At 31.1% G+C, this 18,112-nt stretch carries 17 protein-coding genes; 9 read left to right on the top strand and 8 right to left on the bottom strand.

The genetic code is table 11. The features are described 5' to 3' along the window. Positions 1–6 precede the first annotated feature (6 nt). From ACNQGG_RS06635 to ACNQGG_RS06645, 3 genes are all read right to left on the bottom strand, one after another. Complete coding sequence (locus tag ACNQGG_RS06635) at positions 7–2,592, bottom strand: phosphoenolpyruvate carboxylase (protein WP_417962354.1); 2,586 nt, start codon at positions 2,590–2,592, stop codon at positions 7–9. A 98-nt stretch (positions 2,593–2,690) separates the two neighbouring features. Further along, the gene (locus tag ACNQGG_RS06640) at positions 2,691–3,170 is read right to left on the bottom strand and encodes an Lrp/AsnC family transcriptional regulator (RefSeq protein WP_035672404.1); all 480 of its coding nucleotides are present in this window, start codon (positions 3,168–3,170) and stop codon (positions 2,691–2,693) included. Between the two features lie 77 nt (positions 3,171–3,247). After that, entirely contained in the window at positions 3,248–4,402 is a 1,155-nt protein-coding gene (locus ACNQGG_RS06645; RefSeq protein WP_417962356.1) for a M14 family metallopeptidase, read from the bottom strand. Positions 4,403–4,713: 311 nt separating this feature from the next. On the opposite strand from ACNQGG_RS06645, the gene ACNQGG_RS06650 reads away from it, so the two are divergent. Continuing rightward, positions 4,714–5,190: a helix-turn-helix domain-containing protein gene (locus ACNQGG_RS06650; RefSeq protein WP_417962358.1), complete on the top strand. Its 477-nt coding sequence runs from the start codon at positions 4,714–4,716 to the stop codon at positions 5,188–5,190. A gap of 67 nt (positions 5,191–5,257) precedes the next feature. On the opposite strand, the gene ACNQGG_RS06655 is transcribed toward ACNQGG_RS06650, so the two are convergent. Then, positions 5,258–6,259: a hypothetical protein gene (locus ACNQGG_RS06655; protein ID WP_417962360.1), complete on the bottom strand. Its 1,002-nt coding sequence runs from the start codon at positions 6,257–6,259 to the stop codon at positions 5,258–5,260. A gap of 93 nt (positions 6,260–6,352) precedes the next feature. Between ACNQGG_RS06655 and ACNQGG_RS06660 the strand changes: the two genes are divergently transcribed. Then, positions 6,353–6,841 carry a fumarylacetoacetate hydrolase family protein gene (locus ACNQGG_RS06660; RefSeq protein WP_417962429.1) on the top strand — a complete coding sequence of 163 codons (489 nt, stop codon included), beginning with the start codon at positions 6,353–6,355 and terminating at the stop codon, positions 6,839–6,841. 319 nt (positions 6,842–7,160) lie between these two features. Beyond that, a complete protein-coding gene (locus tag ACNQGG_RS06665) occupies positions 7,161–7,826 on the top strand; it encodes a spermidine synthase (protein WP_417962362.1) in 666 nt (221 codons plus the stop codon). 85 nt (positions 7,827–7,911) lie between these two features. On the opposite strand, the gene kdsB is transcribed toward ACNQGG_RS06665, so the two are convergent. The 4 genes from kdsB to ACNQGG_RS06685 all read right to left on the bottom strand — a co-directional run bounded on the left by kdsB (position 7,912) and on the right by ACNQGG_RS06685 (position 10,246). Next, positions 7,912–8,640 (bottom strand): 3-deoxy-manno-octulosonate cytidylyltransferase, encoded by a 729-nt coding sequence (gene kdsB, locus ACNQGG_RS06670; protein WP_416850910.1) that lies wholly within the window; start codon positions 8,638–8,640, stop codon positions 7,912–7,914. Between the two features lie 147 nt (positions 8,641–8,787). Continuing rightward, entirely contained in the window at positions 8,788–9,468 is a 681-nt protein-coding gene (locus tag ACNQGG_RS06675) for a GNAT family N-acetyltransferase (protein WP_417962364.1), read from the bottom strand. A 170-nt stretch (positions 9,469–9,638) separates the two neighbouring features. After that, entirely contained in the window at positions 9,639–9,782 is a 144-nt protein-coding gene (locus ACNQGG_RS06680; RefSeq protein WP_417962366.1) for a hypothetical protein, read from the bottom strand. A 155-nt stretch (positions 9,783–9,937) separates the two neighbouring features. Beyond that, complete coding sequence (locus tag ACNQGG_RS06685; RefSeq protein WP_417962368.1) at positions 9,938–10,246, bottom strand: hypothetical protein; 309 nt, start codon at positions 10,244–10,246, stop codon at positions 9,938–9,940. Positions 10,247–11,194: 948 nt separating this feature from the next. Here ACNQGG_RS06685 and ACNQGG_RS06690 point away from each other — a divergent pair. The 6 genes from ACNQGG_RS06690 (at position 11,195) to ACNQGG_RS06715 (ending at position 18,110) form a co-directional block, all read left to right on the top strand. Continuing rightward, positions 11,195–11,956, top strand: coding sequence for a LytR/AlgR family response regulator transcription factor (locus ACNQGG_RS06690; protein ID WP_417962370.1), 762 nt, complete (start codon positions 11,195–11,197; stop codon positions 11,954–11,956). An 86-nt stretch (positions 11,957–12,042) separates the two neighbouring features. Next, positions 12,043–12,453: a response regulator gene (locus tag ACNQGG_RS06695; RefSeq protein ID WP_417962372.1), complete on the top strand. Its 411-nt coding sequence runs from the start codon at positions 12,043–12,045 to the stop codon at positions 12,451–12,453. A 388-nt stretch (positions 12,454–12,841) separates the two neighbouring features. Then, the gene (locus ACNQGG_RS06700) at positions 12,842–13,375 is read left to right on the top strand and encodes a DUF4402 domain-containing protein (RefSeq protein ID WP_417962374.1); all 534 of its coding nucleotides are present in this window, start codon (positions 12,842–12,844) and stop codon (positions 13,373–13,375) included. A gap of 280 nt (positions 13,376–13,655) precedes the next feature. Beyond that, positions 13,656–14,522 (top strand): fimbrial biogenesis chaperone, encoded by an 867-nt coding sequence (locus ACNQGG_RS06705; RefSeq protein ID WP_417962376.1) that lies wholly within the window; start codon positions 13,656–13,658, stop codon positions 14,520–14,522. A gap of 256 nt (positions 14,523–14,778) precedes the next feature. Then, entirely contained in the window at positions 14,779–15,363 is a 585-nt protein-coding gene (locus ACNQGG_RS06710) for a hypothetical protein (RefSeq protein ID WP_417962378.1), read from the top strand. Positions 15,364–15,563: 200 nt separating this feature from the next. Next, positions 15,564–18,110, top strand: coding sequence for a hypothetical protein (locus tag ACNQGG_RS06715; RefSeq protein WP_417962380.1), 2,547 nt, complete (start codon positions 15,564–15,566; stop codon positions 18,108–18,110). Positions 18,111–18,112 lie beyond the last annotated feature (2 nt).

Below are 18,112 nucleotides of genomic sequence, written 5' to 3' on the forward strand. Positions count from 1 at the left end.
TTACAATTAAGCTGAATTTCTACTTGCGTTTGTATTTCCAAAAAGGGAACGAGTTACGATTTTCTCATAGACTTTAATCAACTCTACATCTGGATTTTTCTCTTTATTGATTTCATTAATCCTCAACAAAGCATATTGCTGTATTGTCAACAATGGCAAGACAATACGCTCTCTTATTTGTATGGATGCTTTACCATCAGGGTAATTTTCCATTAATTCTTTATGACCAGCAATTTTCAAAAGCAAACGTTTTGTTTCTAAAAATTCATCATAGATTATTTGCCAAAAAACACCAAATTCAGGGTCTTTTTTCATGTAAGCTGTTAATGGAAAAAAAGATTTTGCCAATGACATCATGCTATTTTCTAACAAAGTCTTAAAGAATAAAGAGTTGTCATATAAATCTTGAACTTTATTCCATTGATTCGTATCTTCAAAATACTTCAAAGCTGAACCTACTCCAAAAAATCCTGGTACATTTTGTTTTAACTGACTCCAAGAACCCACGAATGGAATTGCTCTCAAATCTGCAAAATCTAAACTTTCCGATTTACTTCTTTTAGAAGGTCGGCTTCCAATATTAGTTTTAGCATAATATTTCAAAGTACTCATTTGTTCCAAGTACGGGATGAATTTAGGATGATTCTTAAAACTCAAGTATTTTTCATATCCTAACTCCGCCAATTGATTCAGAATGTCTTTTTCGTTAGTCGACAATTCGTTTTGACCTTTGCTAAAAACTTGATTGGTTACACCGGCACTTAGTAAATTTTCTAAATTATAACGACACGAATCTAAAGTTCCAAAATTAGAACTTATCGTTTGTCCTTGTACCGTAACCTGAATTTCATTATTTTCAATGTTTGGACCTAATGAAGCGTAAAATTTATGTGTTTTTCCGCCACCACGAGCTGGAGGACCGCCACGACCATCAAAGAAAATAGCTTTTATGCCGTATTTTCTGGAGATTTCTGTAAGCTCTTCTTTGGCTTTATAAATACTCCAGTTTGCCATTAAATAACCTCCATCTTTCGTACCATCAGAGAAACCAAGCATTATAGTTTGCTTATTGTTTCTGTTTACCAAATGTTTCGCATAAGCAGGATTTATATACAATTTTTCCATGATAGCATGTGCATTTTGTAAATCATCAACAGATTCAAAAAGCGGAATAATATCAACCGATGGGCTTTCCCAATTGCTCAAACGAAATAACGCGAAAGTTTCCATCACATTAAGCGCACTTTCATTATTACTTATAATATAACGGTTGGCACCAAATTCTCCATTATTCCCCTGTATTGTTTTTATAGCCTGAATCGATTCAATAGTGGATCTGGTCATTTCATCATTGAAGACATTTGGATTTAAGTCTCCATTAACATTAGAAAGAACTACAAATTTCTCTTCTTCCGATAATTCAAAATAATTTTCAGGAAAAACATCAGGATTTGAATTCAAATAGAATTCCACAACATCATTAAAGACAGCATCGTGAATTTTACTGTTTTGACGAATATCTAAAGAGGCAAAATGAAAACCAAATAAATTAACTTTAATTAAAAGTGCGTCCAACTCATCAAGATATAATGATTGATGCTGATCAATAATTATCTGTTTTATTTTTTTTAACTGTGATTTAAATTCATCCAACGTGATAAAAATCTCTCCTCGTGAATAAAAAACAGAACGATAAAGCTTAGATTCAAGTTCTGAAACTAAAGTATCTACACCTGAGAATGTTAACTTACGTTTTAAATTTCTCATTTCAATGTAATAACATTTTAATATAGAGGTTCTTAAACGTTCCGCAACTTTCAAAGTAATCTCTGTAGTTACAAATGGATTTCCATCACGGTCTCCACCAGGCCAAAATCCAAGTTTAATTAATGGATTTTTAATTGAATTTCCATTAAAAATATTCTTCTGAAGATAATGAACCATATCTCCCGAAGTTTTGTAAAATACATTTTCAAGGTACCAAATCAAACTTACCGCCTCATCAAAAGGATTCGGTTTTTCATTTTGAATAAAAGGAGTTTTACCCAATTGCGCTAACAATTGCTTGATATCAAGTAAATTATTTTTACGGATAGCATCCGTTAAATCATTGATAATACCAAGTACAGCACCAGGATAAAACTGCGTAGGATGAGCAGTTAAAACCGTTCTTACATTGAAATCTTCCAAGAAATTAATCAACTCCTCTTCTTTCTCTTTTGCTTCTGATTTTTCTTTAATATCTCTTAAAGACCCTCTTCCTTCCATATTATTTACTACAGGAAAAGCAGCATCTTCAATAGCATCAAACAACACAATTTGGCGTTCGATATATTGAATAAAACGAAACATTAAATCAATTTTTTCTGTTTCTGAAGCACTATGCAAATATCTTTTAGCAAAAAAATCGACTATTTCTTTAGGCGTTTCCTGTTTTTTAAAACCTGTATCACAAACATCTGTAAACAAAGGAAGTAAAACACCTGTATTATCTATAGAATCAAAAGGTAATGTAATAAAAACACTATTATAAATGTGATATTTTGAAAGAACATCTTGATTGAAACGTTCTATTTTAGGTAGCGTGTACATAATTCAGTTATAGTTGATTTAGTTAGTTAATTTTTCATAAAAAAACCCCAAGAATAAACTTGAGGTTATATTTTTAGAATATAGCGTTCAAGAATTAATTACATATTTTTAAAAATAGTATGCATTAAGCGCTTCTTATCATTTATACTTTCTTCAAGCGAAATCATGGTTTCAGTTCTGTAAACACCTTCTATATCATCGATCATGAAGATAACATCCTTAGCATGTTTAGTATCTTTAGCTCTAATTTTACAGAAAATATTAAATTTACCTGTTGTTACAGACGCAACTGTTACATAAGGAATTTCATTAATACGCTCTAAAACAAATTTTGTTTGAGATGTATTATTAAGAAAAACACCTACATATGCAATAAAAGAATACCCTAATTTGTCATAATCAAGAACTAATGAAGATCCCATTATAATTCCTGCATCTTCCATTTTTTTTACCCTAACATGCACAGTTCCTGCAGAAATCAACAATTTTTTTGCTATATCTGTAAACGGAACTCTTGTGTTGTCAATCAACATATCTAATATCTGGTGATCTACTTCATCTAAACGAAACTTACTCATATTTCTTTAATTAATATTAATAATTGCTATTACAAAGTATAAAAATATACATAAAAATTAATAAAATGATATAAATATTATATTTTTATCATTCCGTTAACAAATTTTATGTTATTATCTAAGTAAAAATCAGCTTTTTGATTTAATTTCGGAAAACCATCATTGTCATCTTTATAGCGTGCTCCTTTAGCATCATATACATAATGACCAAAATGATTTTCTAATTCGCCAATTTCTGAAATATAGGCGTTAAAGTAAATCTGATTTTCAAATAACTCTTCTTTGTATTGTGCTGCAAAATTGGTGATTTTTTCAATACCATCATAATTTATTCTGATGTTTTTATACATTAAATCATAAAAAACGACTTTATTTTGAGGAATATTCAAATATTTATTAATTCCGTTATCAACTATAACGTTTTCGCTAAGTATCGTGAAACTGGAAATTAACGCCATAAAAGCAAATTTTCTTGTTTCTTCCCTATCATAATCATTTGCAAAATGTCCCGCTTCAAACAATACCGTTGGCACACCTAAATACTGAAAAGTATCGCCTATACAGTTTATATTAAAAGAATCATCGAAACGTCCTATTTGATTTGGCAAATAAGCCTGCAATACGTCATTCATTCCTGCAATTAAATTAATAGCTTTTAATCTAGATTCATTTATTTCTCTCTCTTCATTATATGAAGGTGCTAAAAAAGACAATGTTGCCGGTCTACCTGTGTCACTAACTCCAAATATAGTGCGCTGATCATGAAGATTAAAACAATAATCAGGTTTAAAAGATTCGAAAGTTTCCCTCAATACCCTACTTTCAGGCTGAGAAAGATCTTGAGAGTCTCGATTAAGATCGATTTTATTCGCGTTTTCACGTGTATATAAAGTTGCTCCGTCAGGATTCAACATTGGAATACTGCAAAAAGTAAAGTCCGACAGCAATTGCTTTGCTAAATCCGAACTACCATTAAGCACGTTTAAGAAATCAAAAAGCGCTTTTGTAGTTGTACTTTCATTTCCATGCATTTGAGACCAAAGAAAAATTTTGATTCTACCTGCTCCAATTTGATACGAATAAATAGATTTTCCTAAGACTGATTTTCCAATAATTTTTAGTTGTTTATTGGAATTTAATTTTTGCAATAAAGGCTCAATAGAATCTAAAGTAATATAACGTCCGTGGATAGATTCTTCTTTATATTGACTGAATAATTGTTCTAAATTCATACTATATTATTTGATTTACAAAAGTAAACATCTTTATATTTACATTTGTAAACAAGTTGAATTTAAGTTATTTCAAGGATGTAAACACTTTTTCGCATTCTATTATTCTGAACAGTCCCTCTACAATTGACAAATGTTATCTAGAATATTGCTATTTATTAAAATGCTAATTATCAATAAATTAATTATATTTATAACTAATTTAACTTTAAGTAAAATGTTGGAATAAATACTATTTACACTTGTGATTTTGGTATTTCCATCTAATTTAGTTACATTTGTAAATCGATTATTTTTAATTAAAATTTACAATGGTAAACACAGACGATTTTATAAAAAGACTAGAAATTATACTGGATTATTACGGTCTGAATGCTTCTTCTTTTGCAGATAAAATTGGCGTACAGCGTTCGAGTTTATCTCACCTACTTTCAGGAAGAAATAAGCCAAGTCTGGATTTCATCCTTAAAATTTTAGACGTTTTTCCTGATGTTGATTTGTATTGGATTTTGAATGGAAAAGGAACATTCCCAAAAAATATAGAGCATATCGATAAAAAAGAAACTGTATTTGAAGAAGTTGTAAAACAAAATATTCCTACTCCATTAAACAATGAAAGTATTCCAGAAAATTTATTCTCAGAAATAAAAAATACAAATCCGATAACTGTTTTGGAAACAAAAAATACGGAAACTCAAAATACAGCTAAAGAATCTAATTCGAGTGAAATTGATAAAATTGTGATTTTTTATAAAAATGGAACTTTTAAAAGTTATGTTCCGGATTAAAAAATAACCCCCAATTCAGATTTCGGGAATTGAGGGTTATTTAAAAAAGTAAGCTTAAAACTTAATACTATTTTCTTAGAATAAAAATCGAAGTCACGCCTGCTTCGGCTCTTACATTGATGGGAGCAAAATCACCAGAAGTTGTTGGATAACTATAAGTCAATACTTGTCCACCAGCGTTAAATCTTTCGGCAACATAAATATTCTTTGTTACACTATCATAAGCAACGTCTACAGGATTTCCTAAAAGTGAATTCGGACCATAAACTCTAACTTGGTTTGCCAAAGCAATTGTACCTGATGTAGTTGTTGAAGCAAAAATACTGGAGAAATTTTTCATTATGACAAGACCTCCATCAGTTGCCGAAGTTGCACTGGCAACATCTGTAAGAATCATAACATCATCTGAAGCTGAATATGTAATTCCATGAGTCCGGGTTAAACCTGCAATAGTTACACGCTTAGTAGCTGAAATATTGCCTGAAGCATTAGTCATGAAATTTTTGAATTGTACAATATCTCCTGTCAAATCAGCAACAGCATACAAATCTGCCCCATCCATGTGTATTCCCCATAGTTTAAAATCGGTTGTATATGTTTTAATCAATGTAAAACCTGTAGTTGTTTTTTGATATACAAATAATTTATTAATCATCCCATTACTAGTCGATTGGTCTTGAGCAACCACAATTTTATCTCCTGAAATAGCAGTTTCTCTCGCATTAGAAAATTCTCCGGTAATACTGTTCAATGTCAACATTAAATTATCTGTTCCTGCTGTAAATGCAGTTTTCAATCCTGAATAGGTTTCTAAGCGATTATTTGTTCTGGAAGCAATTATAATCTCATCTGTTTCACCGTTATATGAGATTCCCTCAGCATCTACTGAACTCACCGTATATGATTTTACTGTTGGCATTGTTGCCAATAAATTAGTATATGTAACTTTTCCTGAAGTGTTACTTGAGGTAACCAAGTTCAATTCTGCTGGAGTAGAATTAGAATCATTATTATCGCATGATGCAAATAGGACGATTAGAAATGCGGAGGTAATAAAAAAAAATTTCATAAGTATAATTTTAGAGATTTAATTATACTTACGAAAAACAAAAACTTTTGGTTTTATCTTTTTGGTATTATTTTAACTTTTATTGAAAAAAATATCCTTTTTCAGGAATTTTACCTTCTACTCCTATATTGGACAGCCCGTGCCATCCAAAAACATGAAATGACTGTTCCACTTGGCCCACATAAAGGAAAGGATTTCGCTAATGCTATTGGTCCTTGCATCGTTACCAAAGATGAGTTTGAAAAATACCGTTGCAGTATTTCAAGGGAATCGCATCCGGAACATTTGGCTATGCCAAAAAGCACAGACGATCGGTTCGATATAAAAATGACTTCCAGAATTAATGGGGAAACAATATGTGAAGGCAACTATAAAACCGTTCATTGGACTTTTCCCCAAATGATGGAACGCGCTTCAGAAAACAATGTAAACCTTATGCCAGGAGATATCTTAGGATCTGGAACTGTAGGTTGGGGAAGTTTGATAGAAAATAACTTTTCAGTTCACCGTCCTTTGGAACCTGGTGATGTAGTGGAATTGGAGATTGAAGGAATTGGAATTTTAAAAAACACAGTGGTCTAAGCTGTTCAAAATAAATATTTTCAATTTAGTTAGAAAATGCCTAAAGCACGTGTTGTTTTAGGTTTTTTTTTGCTTTAAAATCATGTGATTTTCATTTATCTCATTAGGTCATTAATACATATTTGACCGTACCATAATGTATAACAATACTAGAATAATCAATACATTTGTACCAAGTCGAAAAACTAATTTATAAGAATTAGTTTACTTGGTTATTTTACTTTTGTGAAGTATCAGTAATTAGCTTTAATAATAACTAGAAATATCTTACGTTAAATAGTCTTACAGCTCAACTATTTTTTGAGCAAAATTATCCCAAATGATAAAAAAAATATTCAGTTACCTTATTCCAATAAAAATTTATCAATCAAAATCATCATTGAGCAAATCGATTGAAGTGACCTGGGCAAATGGGGAGTTAGTTTTAGATTCTGAAAATGCCAATTATTCGTATGGAAGTTTACAACGAATCTTAAGAATTGGTCTAAAAAACATTGGCTTTGAAAAAATAGCGACAATGGAACATATTCTCGTTTTGGGAGTGGCCGGAGGCAGCGTTATAAAAACCTTGGTTGATGAAATTAAATATAAAGGAAAAATAACCGGAGTTGAAATTGATTCGGATATAATTAAGGTGGCAAATAAATATTTTGCCTTAGATAAAATACCCCAACTTGATATTGTTATTGAAGATGCATTTGAATTTGTTTTGAAAACCAAAAATAAATACGATTTGATTATAATTGATATTTTTCAAGATACCACAATGCCCAATTTTTTATTTGAAACATTTTTCATCAACCGCATCTGCTTTCTTTTAAAAAGTCGAGGTTTCATTCTTTTCAATACGATGATTTTGAATGAAACCCAAAATATAAGAAATCAAAAATATGTTTCTGAATTTTATGAGAATCATTTCAAAATAAGAACTATACCCAGAATTGAAATACACAATGAATTAATTGTAATTGAAAAATTAGAATGAAAATTACTCCTATTCATAACTTCTGGAAACACAACCGCAGATTCGCAGATTTAATTAGCAATCTGTGAATCTGCGTTTTTTTAATTTACTCAAGCATCTTTCTTGCTTTTTCTAAATCTTCCAAAGTATCGATTCCGATTCCAACATGAGTAGTTTCGACCATTTTGATTTTTTTTCCAAATTCTAAATAACGAAGTTGCTCCAGTTTTTCGGATGCTTCCAATGATTTCATCGGCAAACTGTAAAAGTCTAATAACGCCTCTTTTCTAAAGGCATAAATGCCGATATGTTGCATATAACGAACACCCACATTTTTCTCTCTTGGATATGGAATTACCGAACGGGAAAAGTACAAAGCGAATCCATTTTGATCTACCACTACTTTTACATTGTTGGGATTATTGATGTCGTCTTCGTTTGTAATTTCGCGCATTAACGAAGCTAAATCCACTTTTTCATCCAAATCATTTCTAAAAATCTCAATGACTTTTGCCAAAGGTTCCGCATCAATAAAAGGTTCATCTCCTTGCACATTAATCACAATATCAACATCCAGATTTTCGACGGCTTCCGCAATTCGATCACTTCCTGATTCGTGTTCTTTGATGCTTCGAATGGCTTTTCCACCATGAGAAACGATTTCATCATAAATTAAATCTGAATCTGTTACCACAAAAACATCATCAAATAAATGCGTGTTTATGGCTGCTTCATAGGTTCTTAAAATGACCGTTTTACCCCCCAAATCCTGCATTAGTTTTGCCGAAAATCGTGTGGAAGCGTAACGGGCGGGAATAACTGCTATTATTTTCATTTTTATATTTTTCATTTTGCCACCAAGAAAGTAGCAAAGTTTTATTTTTAATTTTTATTAGTTCCAAACGGAATGATCAGGTTAGCTGGGTGCTAAGTTAGTATGTTTTTAGGATTTACAAAATTGTTCTCAATTCTCAACCTAAGTTTACTTTGAGATATTCCTAAAACTAATTTTTCGTCTAATTGTAAATCCCAATTTTTCGTACAGTTGTATTGCTCCCCTGTTATCTTCAATCACATGTAAATAAGGCGTTTTATTTTGCTTGAAAATTTCATTTACAGCATGCGTAACTAATTGTTTAGCATATCCTTTTCCGGTATGATTGGGATGTGTAACTACTGCACTTACTTCAATGAAATCATTCATTTGCATCCGTTCACCAGTCACGGCAACAAGTTTATCGTTTTTGAAAATACCGTAATAATTACCTAATAAAGCCGTTTTATTTTTAAAATAACCCGGTTGTACCAAGTTCACTAACTTATATAAAGCATCAATATGTTCGGCAGTAAGTTTTATGATTTGGTCTTCAATTACAATATCAATTGGATTGTAAACAATCATTTGAAGACAAATCAATTCTTTATTTATTTTTAATAGATTTGAAAGTTCCGGCTTTTCTCCAACAATAAAAAAATTGTCAACCTTAGTAGAATATTCATCTATAGAGTTTGCAATCGCATTTCCTTTTTCAAAACCACCAAACGGACAATAATCCGGATGATAGAATTTTATATTGCCATAATCTACCGCAAAACTTTGATGCGTTTCTGATAACGAAAACCAAACAGGATTATCTAATTTTTTATCGTCTGGTGTTTTCACAATAAGTAGTTTTGAGGGGTTGATTTTGGGATTGATTATTATTAAAAGAAGAAGCTGTACTTAAACTAGCTGTGATGTGTTTTTTATTTTGTTTAGCGGTACGAACTGTAAATCCTCACTTACTAGATTAACTTAAAATTCTAAAAGGAGTAATCTTAATCAAATATATTTTATTGATTTTTTATAAAATTTTTAATCAAATCTTTTTCTGCAGAAGAAGCATTAATTAACCTTCCTTCTTTTTCATCTTTTAAATATTTATGCTCAGGAATAAAGAACAAATATGATTCTTTTCGGATATTTTTTGTAGTCATATCCAAAAATTCAATATTTGTGTATAGATATATTTTAGATCTAATTGAAGTTGAAAAATTCCGACCAACATCCCATTCCATGTTTTTTGTCATGGGATTTGCTGAAACTTCATCAAATTTATCAATAATATTTAATTTATTATTCTTGTCATATACTATTGCATATAATTCAATTCTAATATTATAAGCTGGTCTGTCCCCAAAATTTGAAGTTTAAAAATATATTCATAATAATTATTTTCGAAAACTGGTGTAAATCCACTTTTTGAGATTGCTAAAATTGGAGCACCAGATTCAACTGCTAATTGTCTTTCAACTTTATATAAATTTAATTGTTTTTCAGAAATTTTTAAATTTTCTTCAAATTGAGATTGACCAACAAATAATACCCATATAGCGATACATATTGTTAATATCCCTGTTATTATTGAAAATATTTTTTCTAAATTATCAAGCGTCAACATAATTTTCATTTTATTAGTCTGTTAAATGAATACTTTTATTATTGCTCAAATATAAGATTTATTCCCACAAAACCTTCCTACATAATCTTCACCGAAGTCATACTCAACGAACCCGCCAATAACTTATCAATAAACAAACTCAGTTCCTTGCTTTTTCCTTTTAATCCCAACTATATAATAAAGGTAAATAATGTTCGGGCGAAGGAATCACTAATTAAAATGCTTTGCTTTGTTTCTCAAAATCAATCAATGGTTGGAAATTCCCGTCCATTAAATAATTGTTTACAATAAAATTTATTTGGCACGCAAAGTACTTAGTTTCTCAGCCAATTCAAAATAGTTTTACCTGGATTTCTTATCTGAATCATCGAGACATTGGCTTCTGGATACAAATATAAAATTGCTTTAGAAAAACAATACGAGTCTATTTTATAATAATATTAATAATAATTAAATCCCCTACGAGATTATAACTAACTGGTAATCTGGGTGAAGGTTCAGAGTAAAGCACATATTTTCAAAAACAGTTCTTTTTATCGAGAATCAATGCTACCTTGCTTGAAAAGTATTAAAATATATGAATTCTAATCACCTTCAAACGGATCAAAAGACTACTATTTGATTGTGAATTCTTAATCCTTTTACGAGCACAAATAAAGAACTGGAAATTCCATTCTGTTAATGGAAACACCAAAATGAAATTAAAAAAAATGATACTGTTTTAGCAAAACAACCTTTTTGACCACACTTAATACAGGAAACGTAACGATTATTACTTTTATTTTTTTTAAAAGAACTACTGCATAATATTGCTATTTATTGTTTTATTTTCGAAACACAAAATTATCATTTTATCTTTTTCCTATTATACTTAAAATGAATACTCTACATTAAAAATTAATGGTATTCGTCAGTTTTAAAGATAAATTATCCCTTAAGTACACACCTATGATCCCCATTAATGCCGTAATTATTACGAAAGAAAAAGACACTTTACAAATCATTAAAGAATTTGAGAATGAAAACTTTATGATTCTTAAAATAGTAAACGAAACTACCTCTATAATTGAAGGAATCAATAGTATACAATTACAAAAACCAGATCTCGTGTTATTAGATATTTCCTTTAAAGAAGATACTTTTTTTGATATGCTCAATGAATTAGAACTAAGTATTCCAAAACTGGTATTTATTTCTGCCAATAAACAAGATGCTGTAAAAGCATTTAGACAAAATGCGATTGATTTTATTTTAAAACCCGTCGATTTTAATTCTCTGCTTTTAGCTGTATACAAAGTAATTAAAAGAACTAAAATGGAGCGATCCTATCAAAATCAGAAAATTAAGGCCATTGAGTTATTAAACTCCTTAAATCAGCCAAATGATTATGTTGCTGTATCCTCTTTGGATAAAATTGAACTCATTCCGAAGGCAGAAATTATTTACTGCCAGGCCGAAGGAAGATATACTACTTTTTTTCTCCGGAATGGGAAGAAGATTATGTCCAGTAAAAATTTAGGGGAATACAGTGCGATTCTAGATCCCAACTATTTTTTTAGAATTCACCACTCGTATATTATTAATCTGCGGCATGTAGTGAAAATTTCTAAAAAAGAAGGCTATTTCTGTGAATTTCCTAATGGTGTGCTTTTAGCCGTAGCCAAAAGACGTCAAGAGGATTTCAATAAATTTATTAAACTAAAAGAATAACAATTTCATACTAAAATAATGGAGTTTATTTTTCGTTTTAAAAACGATGAGTATTCCCTTTATGATTGCACTTAAAAACAAAAAATATGAAAAACGAGTTAGAACCAAAATTCGAAAAAGTAATAATTGTTGATGATAATCCCATCGAACGCTACTGCTCTTCTCGAATGATTCTCAACAATAATTTTGGAAAAAAAGTCATCGAGTTTTCACTTGCAAGTGAAGCACTTGCTTATTTAGAAGAAAATCAGGAAAATACGAACCAGATGCCTCAGATAATTTTTATAGATTTATACATGCCACATTTTTCGGGTTTTGAATTCCTGGAAGCTTATGACAAACTGCCGCTGAATGTAAAAAATAAGGCTAAAGTATTTATTATTTCAAACACAATTGATAATCTCGATATTGCTAAGGTTTGTAGGGATCCAAATGTGGTTTCCTTTCAACAAAAACCCATTACAAAAGAATTTCTGGATCGAATTATACCCGATTAATATTCTTTTTTTTATTTTTTAAAATGAATGGAAATTCAATTTTATTTAAAAAATAAAAAAAAATACAGATATAACACCTTTTTCTAAAAAAGCTTAAATTATTAAAATTATTTTAGTTAAACTATCAACTTTACTTTAAAATCTAAAAATAAGCAACCTTAAAAAATAAAACTTTTCTTAGTTTTTATTAAAAGTATTTTTCTTCTTTTTTTCACTTATGCCTTAGTAGATATCAGTTGTTACTTTTCGTTTTACATATATACACTGACTAAATACATTTGTAACGTAGTTGGTGCTTTTGCCAATGCAAAACAAATTATTTAAATTGATTAAGGATCAAGGCAAAGCCTGTACTTGCTTCTTAATTCTAACCCCAAATTCTTTTACCATGAAAAAAATTACATCACTTTTATCTATTATGGCTTTGTCTGCTCTGTTCAGTTCAAGTGTTTTGGCACAAAACGCACCTGCTTCTGCAACTTCGGCTAATACTACGACAACTATTGTTGCTCCAATTGCAATTAGTACTACAACCCCATTAAATTTTGGCTCCTTTGCAACCTTATCGACTGGAGGCACACTTGCTTTGAGCTCCCTAGGTGTTAGAACAGCTACTGGAGGTGTTAAATTGACTACAACTACAGGATCTCCTACTGCTGCTAAATTTAATGTATCAGGTGAAGGAACTTATGCCTATACAATTACATTGCCTACTGCTCTTACTCTTACAACTACTGCTACAGGCACGGGAACAAAAACAATGTCAGTTGGTACTTTTGAAAGTTCAATTGGAACAACTGGAACTTTAGTTAGTGGATCACAAGAGTTCACTGTTGGAGCTTTACTAACCGTTGGTTCGGAACAAGTTGTTGGGACATATCTAAATGCTGCTGGTTTTGCTGTTACCGTGAATTATAACTAACATTTAATAAAAAGAGGGTACTTAGAAATGGACGGTATTGAAAAAGTATCTCTTTTTAGTAAAATTAGATATTTTTGACAACTAAGCAAAATGAGATTTTTATTTAAAAAATCTCATTTTCAAGATTTCATTAAAAGAGTAGAAAATCTTATTTTCTACTCTTTTAATGAAATCTAATTCTTTAAAGACTTTTTTAGCGGCCTCTAGGAATGAGCACCTTTTTAAATAATTTAAGGTCGCTTTCCATAGAAAGGTAAAATACTATAAAATAAATATTCTCATGACTAAAAAAAGTGTTCTTATTATAGTCCTTTTATTAATTTTTTCGTTTCCATTACTGGCGCAAGGCGATTTAATGGTATTCCCAAAACGCATTCTCTTTGACGGAATTCAAAGCCGAGTTCAAAATGTTAATTTATCCAATACTGGGAAGGATACTACAACGTATAGATTGTCCTACAATCAGATTCAAATGGATGAAGATGGTAAATTTAATACGATAGAAGAACCAGAAGATAATCAAAATTTCGCCTCTCCATATCTTCGTTTTTATCCCCGAGTCATCACTTTGGCGCCCAATGAATCACAAGTAATAAAAATTCAACTCATCAAAACCAGCGAATTAAAAGAAGGCGAATACCGCTCCCATCTTTATTTCCGTGCGGTTCCTAAAACGGAACTTTTAGAAAACGAAACAGCCGTAAAGGATACACTCAAACAAAAAGTTTTAAACATTCAATTAACACCTGTTTATGGAATATCAATTGCAAATATTATTACGATAGGACCAGTTACTACAACAGTGACCCTATCTAATTTGGCGTTGTTGCCCTCCCAGGATTTGTACTTGGATATTAACCGCTCAGGCAATCAATCGGCTTATGGGGAACTAAATGTCAATTATATTTCTCCAGAGGGAATTAGCACTAATGTAGGTCTAATAAAAGGCTTTGCAGTATATGCTCCGGGAAATTTGCGCAAAACCAAAATTAAACTAAATAGTATTCCCAGTATCGATTTTTCCAAAGGGAAACTACAGGTTATTTATTACACTCTAAATCAAGTGACTGTTTACGCCGAGTCATTCTTGGATTTGTCAGCTAGAAAAGATTATGCACTTGATATGGTTATTAATGGCACCAAATAAGAATCCTTCTTTTGTTATTCTTTTCGATTTTTATGAAATCACGTTTAAAAATTAGCAATTAAACTCGTTGGGTGTAATTAGTTTTTAATGATAATTTTCGTCGGTTCGAGTAATTTTTGAGAGAAAATTACATGTAGCACTAGGGAAGTATTAATAAAAAGGGTTCTCCCTTTACATTGTATAAAATATAGCAATCCAAAGGTTAGATTGCAAGCGAAAAAAATCAAAAATACGTAACCTTTAAATTGATAGACTATTGAATAATATTAAAAAATTAAAAATGAAGAAATATTTTATCATTTGTTTAATCCTACTTATCTTCATAATAGACTTGATAGTTCCTCCAGGTGCAGCAATTGCAATTTTGTATATAGTTCCTTTAATTATTTCCTATACATTAAGCAAAAATAAAATAATTAGATTTGCTATCCTATCGACTACATTAACTATAATTGACACAGCCATTTATTATAATGCCGAGTTGCATTATAGTATTTTTACTGACAGATCCTTGTCAATTCTTACTATCTGGATATCTTACTTTATTATTCTTCGATACAAAGACATAAGGAAACAAAAAGATACAGAAAAAGAGAAACACCTAAATTCCATTACTCAGATACTCTTTAAAGTATCCCATCAAGTTCGAAGTCCTATATGCAGAATCCAAGGTCTGATTAATCATGTGGATTCTCAAAATATATCTAAAGAAGAGTTATCAAATATATGTATTTATTTAAAAGATTCAGTCACTGAACTGGACACCTTCACAAGAACTTTGACGGCTTTTTTGGTTAAAATTCGAATTGAAAACACTTATGAACAAACAAATTCTGATTAATTACATAAGGGACAACTCATTAACGACATTGGTTTGCAACCAGTCAGGCAAAAATCCTACTACTTAACAATTTGGTTAAAGTATTGAGTAATTACATCGTATCAAGATTTTTGATTAAAACCTCCTACTGTGCCAAACCACAACTCATTCTTAAAAATTAACTTTCTTTAGCAAAAGTACTTGCTATCTCTACGCTCTACATGACTAAACTGTCTTTTATCCTGTACCTTTTATTGTTCTGCACGATATCCTTTTCTGGTGCGGCACAAGAGAAAGAGTGTGATGAAGTCTTAGTACTACTCAAAGTCAAATATATTGGAGATAGCGAAATTTCCTCTATAATATGCAAATCCGAAGTCTATCTTTCGGTATCTGAAGTATTCGATTTTATAAAAATAAAAAATAATCCAAATTCTAATTTTAGCGTTATTGATGGATTTTTTATCAATCAAAAGAATACCTTCAAAATTGACCAAAGCACCAACAAGATTACCTACAAGGAACAGGTCTTTAGTTTAAAATCTGATGATTTAATTTCTACCACTACCAATTTATTCTTGAAAGCTTCTTATTTTAATGAAGTATTTAATCTGGAAAACAGCTTCAGCTTTAGAAGTTTATCAGTTAACCTGTCTTCAAAACTCGAACTTCCTGCTATTAGAGAAGCTCGTTTACAAAGTATGCGAGATAATTTAAACAAAATGAAATTGGAATTTATAGCAGATACGACAGTAGTACGAGACAAACCACTACTTCATTTTGGGACAGCAAATTGGGCCTTTAATTCAATCCAGCAATCAGGAGGAAGTCATTCAGAAAGAATGCTCCTCAATTTAGGCAGTATTGTAGCTGGAGGCGAACTGACCACTTCCCTAAATTATACCAGCAACCAGGCCATTGTAGCTAAAAACCAGTTTTATCGATGGCGGTATGTGAATAATGAAAACAAATATATTAAGCAACTTACACTAGGGAAAATTTCAGCTCCTTCTAAAGCGACAATTTTGTTTCCTATTATCGGAGTACAGCTATCGAATGCCTCTACTCGAATCCGAAAATCTTTCGGCACCTATATTTTGAGCGAACATACCCAAGCCAATTGGATGGTTGAACTTTACATCAATAATGTATTAATCGATTATCTCCAGGCGGACACAAACGGTTTTTTTTCGTTTAACGTTCCTCTAATGTACGGACGAACCGAAGTTACTCTAAGATATTATGGACCTTGGGGAGAAGAGCAATTTTTTAGCAATCAATTTGTAGTTCCTGCTCTTTTTCTTCCAAAAAAGGAAATCGAATATACAATTAGTTCCGGGATTATTGAGGATGGAGAAGGTAGTGTTTTTAGTAGTGCAAAAGCAAATTATGGTCTTTCCAATCATATTACTTTGGGCGCTGGAGCGGAATATATTTCCTCTTTTGAATCTAATAAAATTATTCCCTTTTTAAATTCTTCCATTCGATTGGCTTCCCAATTATTTCTTTTGGGGAGTTATCATGCTAAAGTTCTTTATGAAATAAATTTGAACTATACGACTGCGAAAAACCTTCGATTTGACTTTGATTATAGCAAATACGACAAGAACCAACAAGCCATTCGATTCAATTATTCTGAAATTCGGAAAGCAAGTATTTCGATGCCGATACGCGGTCCTTTCTTTTCAGGGAATTCCCGATTTACAATTCAACAAAACCTGTTTAATACCACAAAATTTACCACTTCCGAATTTTTGCTTTCGGGAAATTCATTTGGGTTTAATTTTAATTTTACGACCAATGCCTTTTTTACCGAAACGCACAAACCATTAGTATACAGTAATATTTCTATATCCTTACAACTTCCTGAAAAATTTGTCCTTGTACCACAATTGCGGTACGGATATGATGCTGATGCCATGACCACATTGCAAACACAATTGAGAAAACCAATTTTTAAAAAAGGCTATATACAAGCCTCTTTAGATTATAATTTTAAGAATCAAAATAGTAGTTTTCAAATTAGTTTCACGCATAATTTCGATCGTATCAATACCGGATTTTCTAGTATTTTTTATAAAAATAGTGCTTCTTTTTCGCAATCTGCTGCCGGAAGTATAATCTTTGAACCCCAATCTGATTTTGTAAGTTTTAATAACCGAATAAGTGTGGGTAGAGGAAGTATAAAATTTATTCCATTTTTAGACATCAATAGAAATGGAAAAAGAGATGCTGAAGAACCTTTGGTAAAAGGAGTTAAAGTTGTATTAATTGGTGGTGATCGTCAGCTCATTAATCCAGACGGAACCACCATTGTAACTGGTATCGAACCCTATGTTAAAAATTATGTAGAACTTAATACCAACAAGGTTAATTCCATTGCTTGGCGCATAAAAAACAAAACTTTAAATTGTACTTTAAATCCCAATCAATTAAAAATAATTGAAATTCCTGTTGTAGTTGTGGGAGAAGTCTCTGGAATGGTGTATCAAAAAGAAAAGCAGCAACTTTCTGGAATTGGTGGCTTAAAAGTCACTATTTATGACCTGAACGGTACATTTATCACCCATATTCTTTCGGAACCTGATGGCTATTTTAGTTTCTTAGGTTTAAAATCAGGGCAGTATGTTGCAAAAATAGACTCACTTCAATTAGAAAATTTACAAATAATGGCAGATCCCTCCTACCAGAATTTTGAAATCGATAATGGTGTTGATGGAGCTTTTGTGGATACGCTTAAGTTTGTACTTCAAAAAAAAAATAAGTAAAT

The sequence above is a fragment of the Flavobacterium esculini genome (genome assembly GCF_048284325.1).
Lineage (GTDB): Bacteria > Bacteroidota > Bacteroidia > Flavobacteriales > Flavobacteriaceae > Flavobacterium.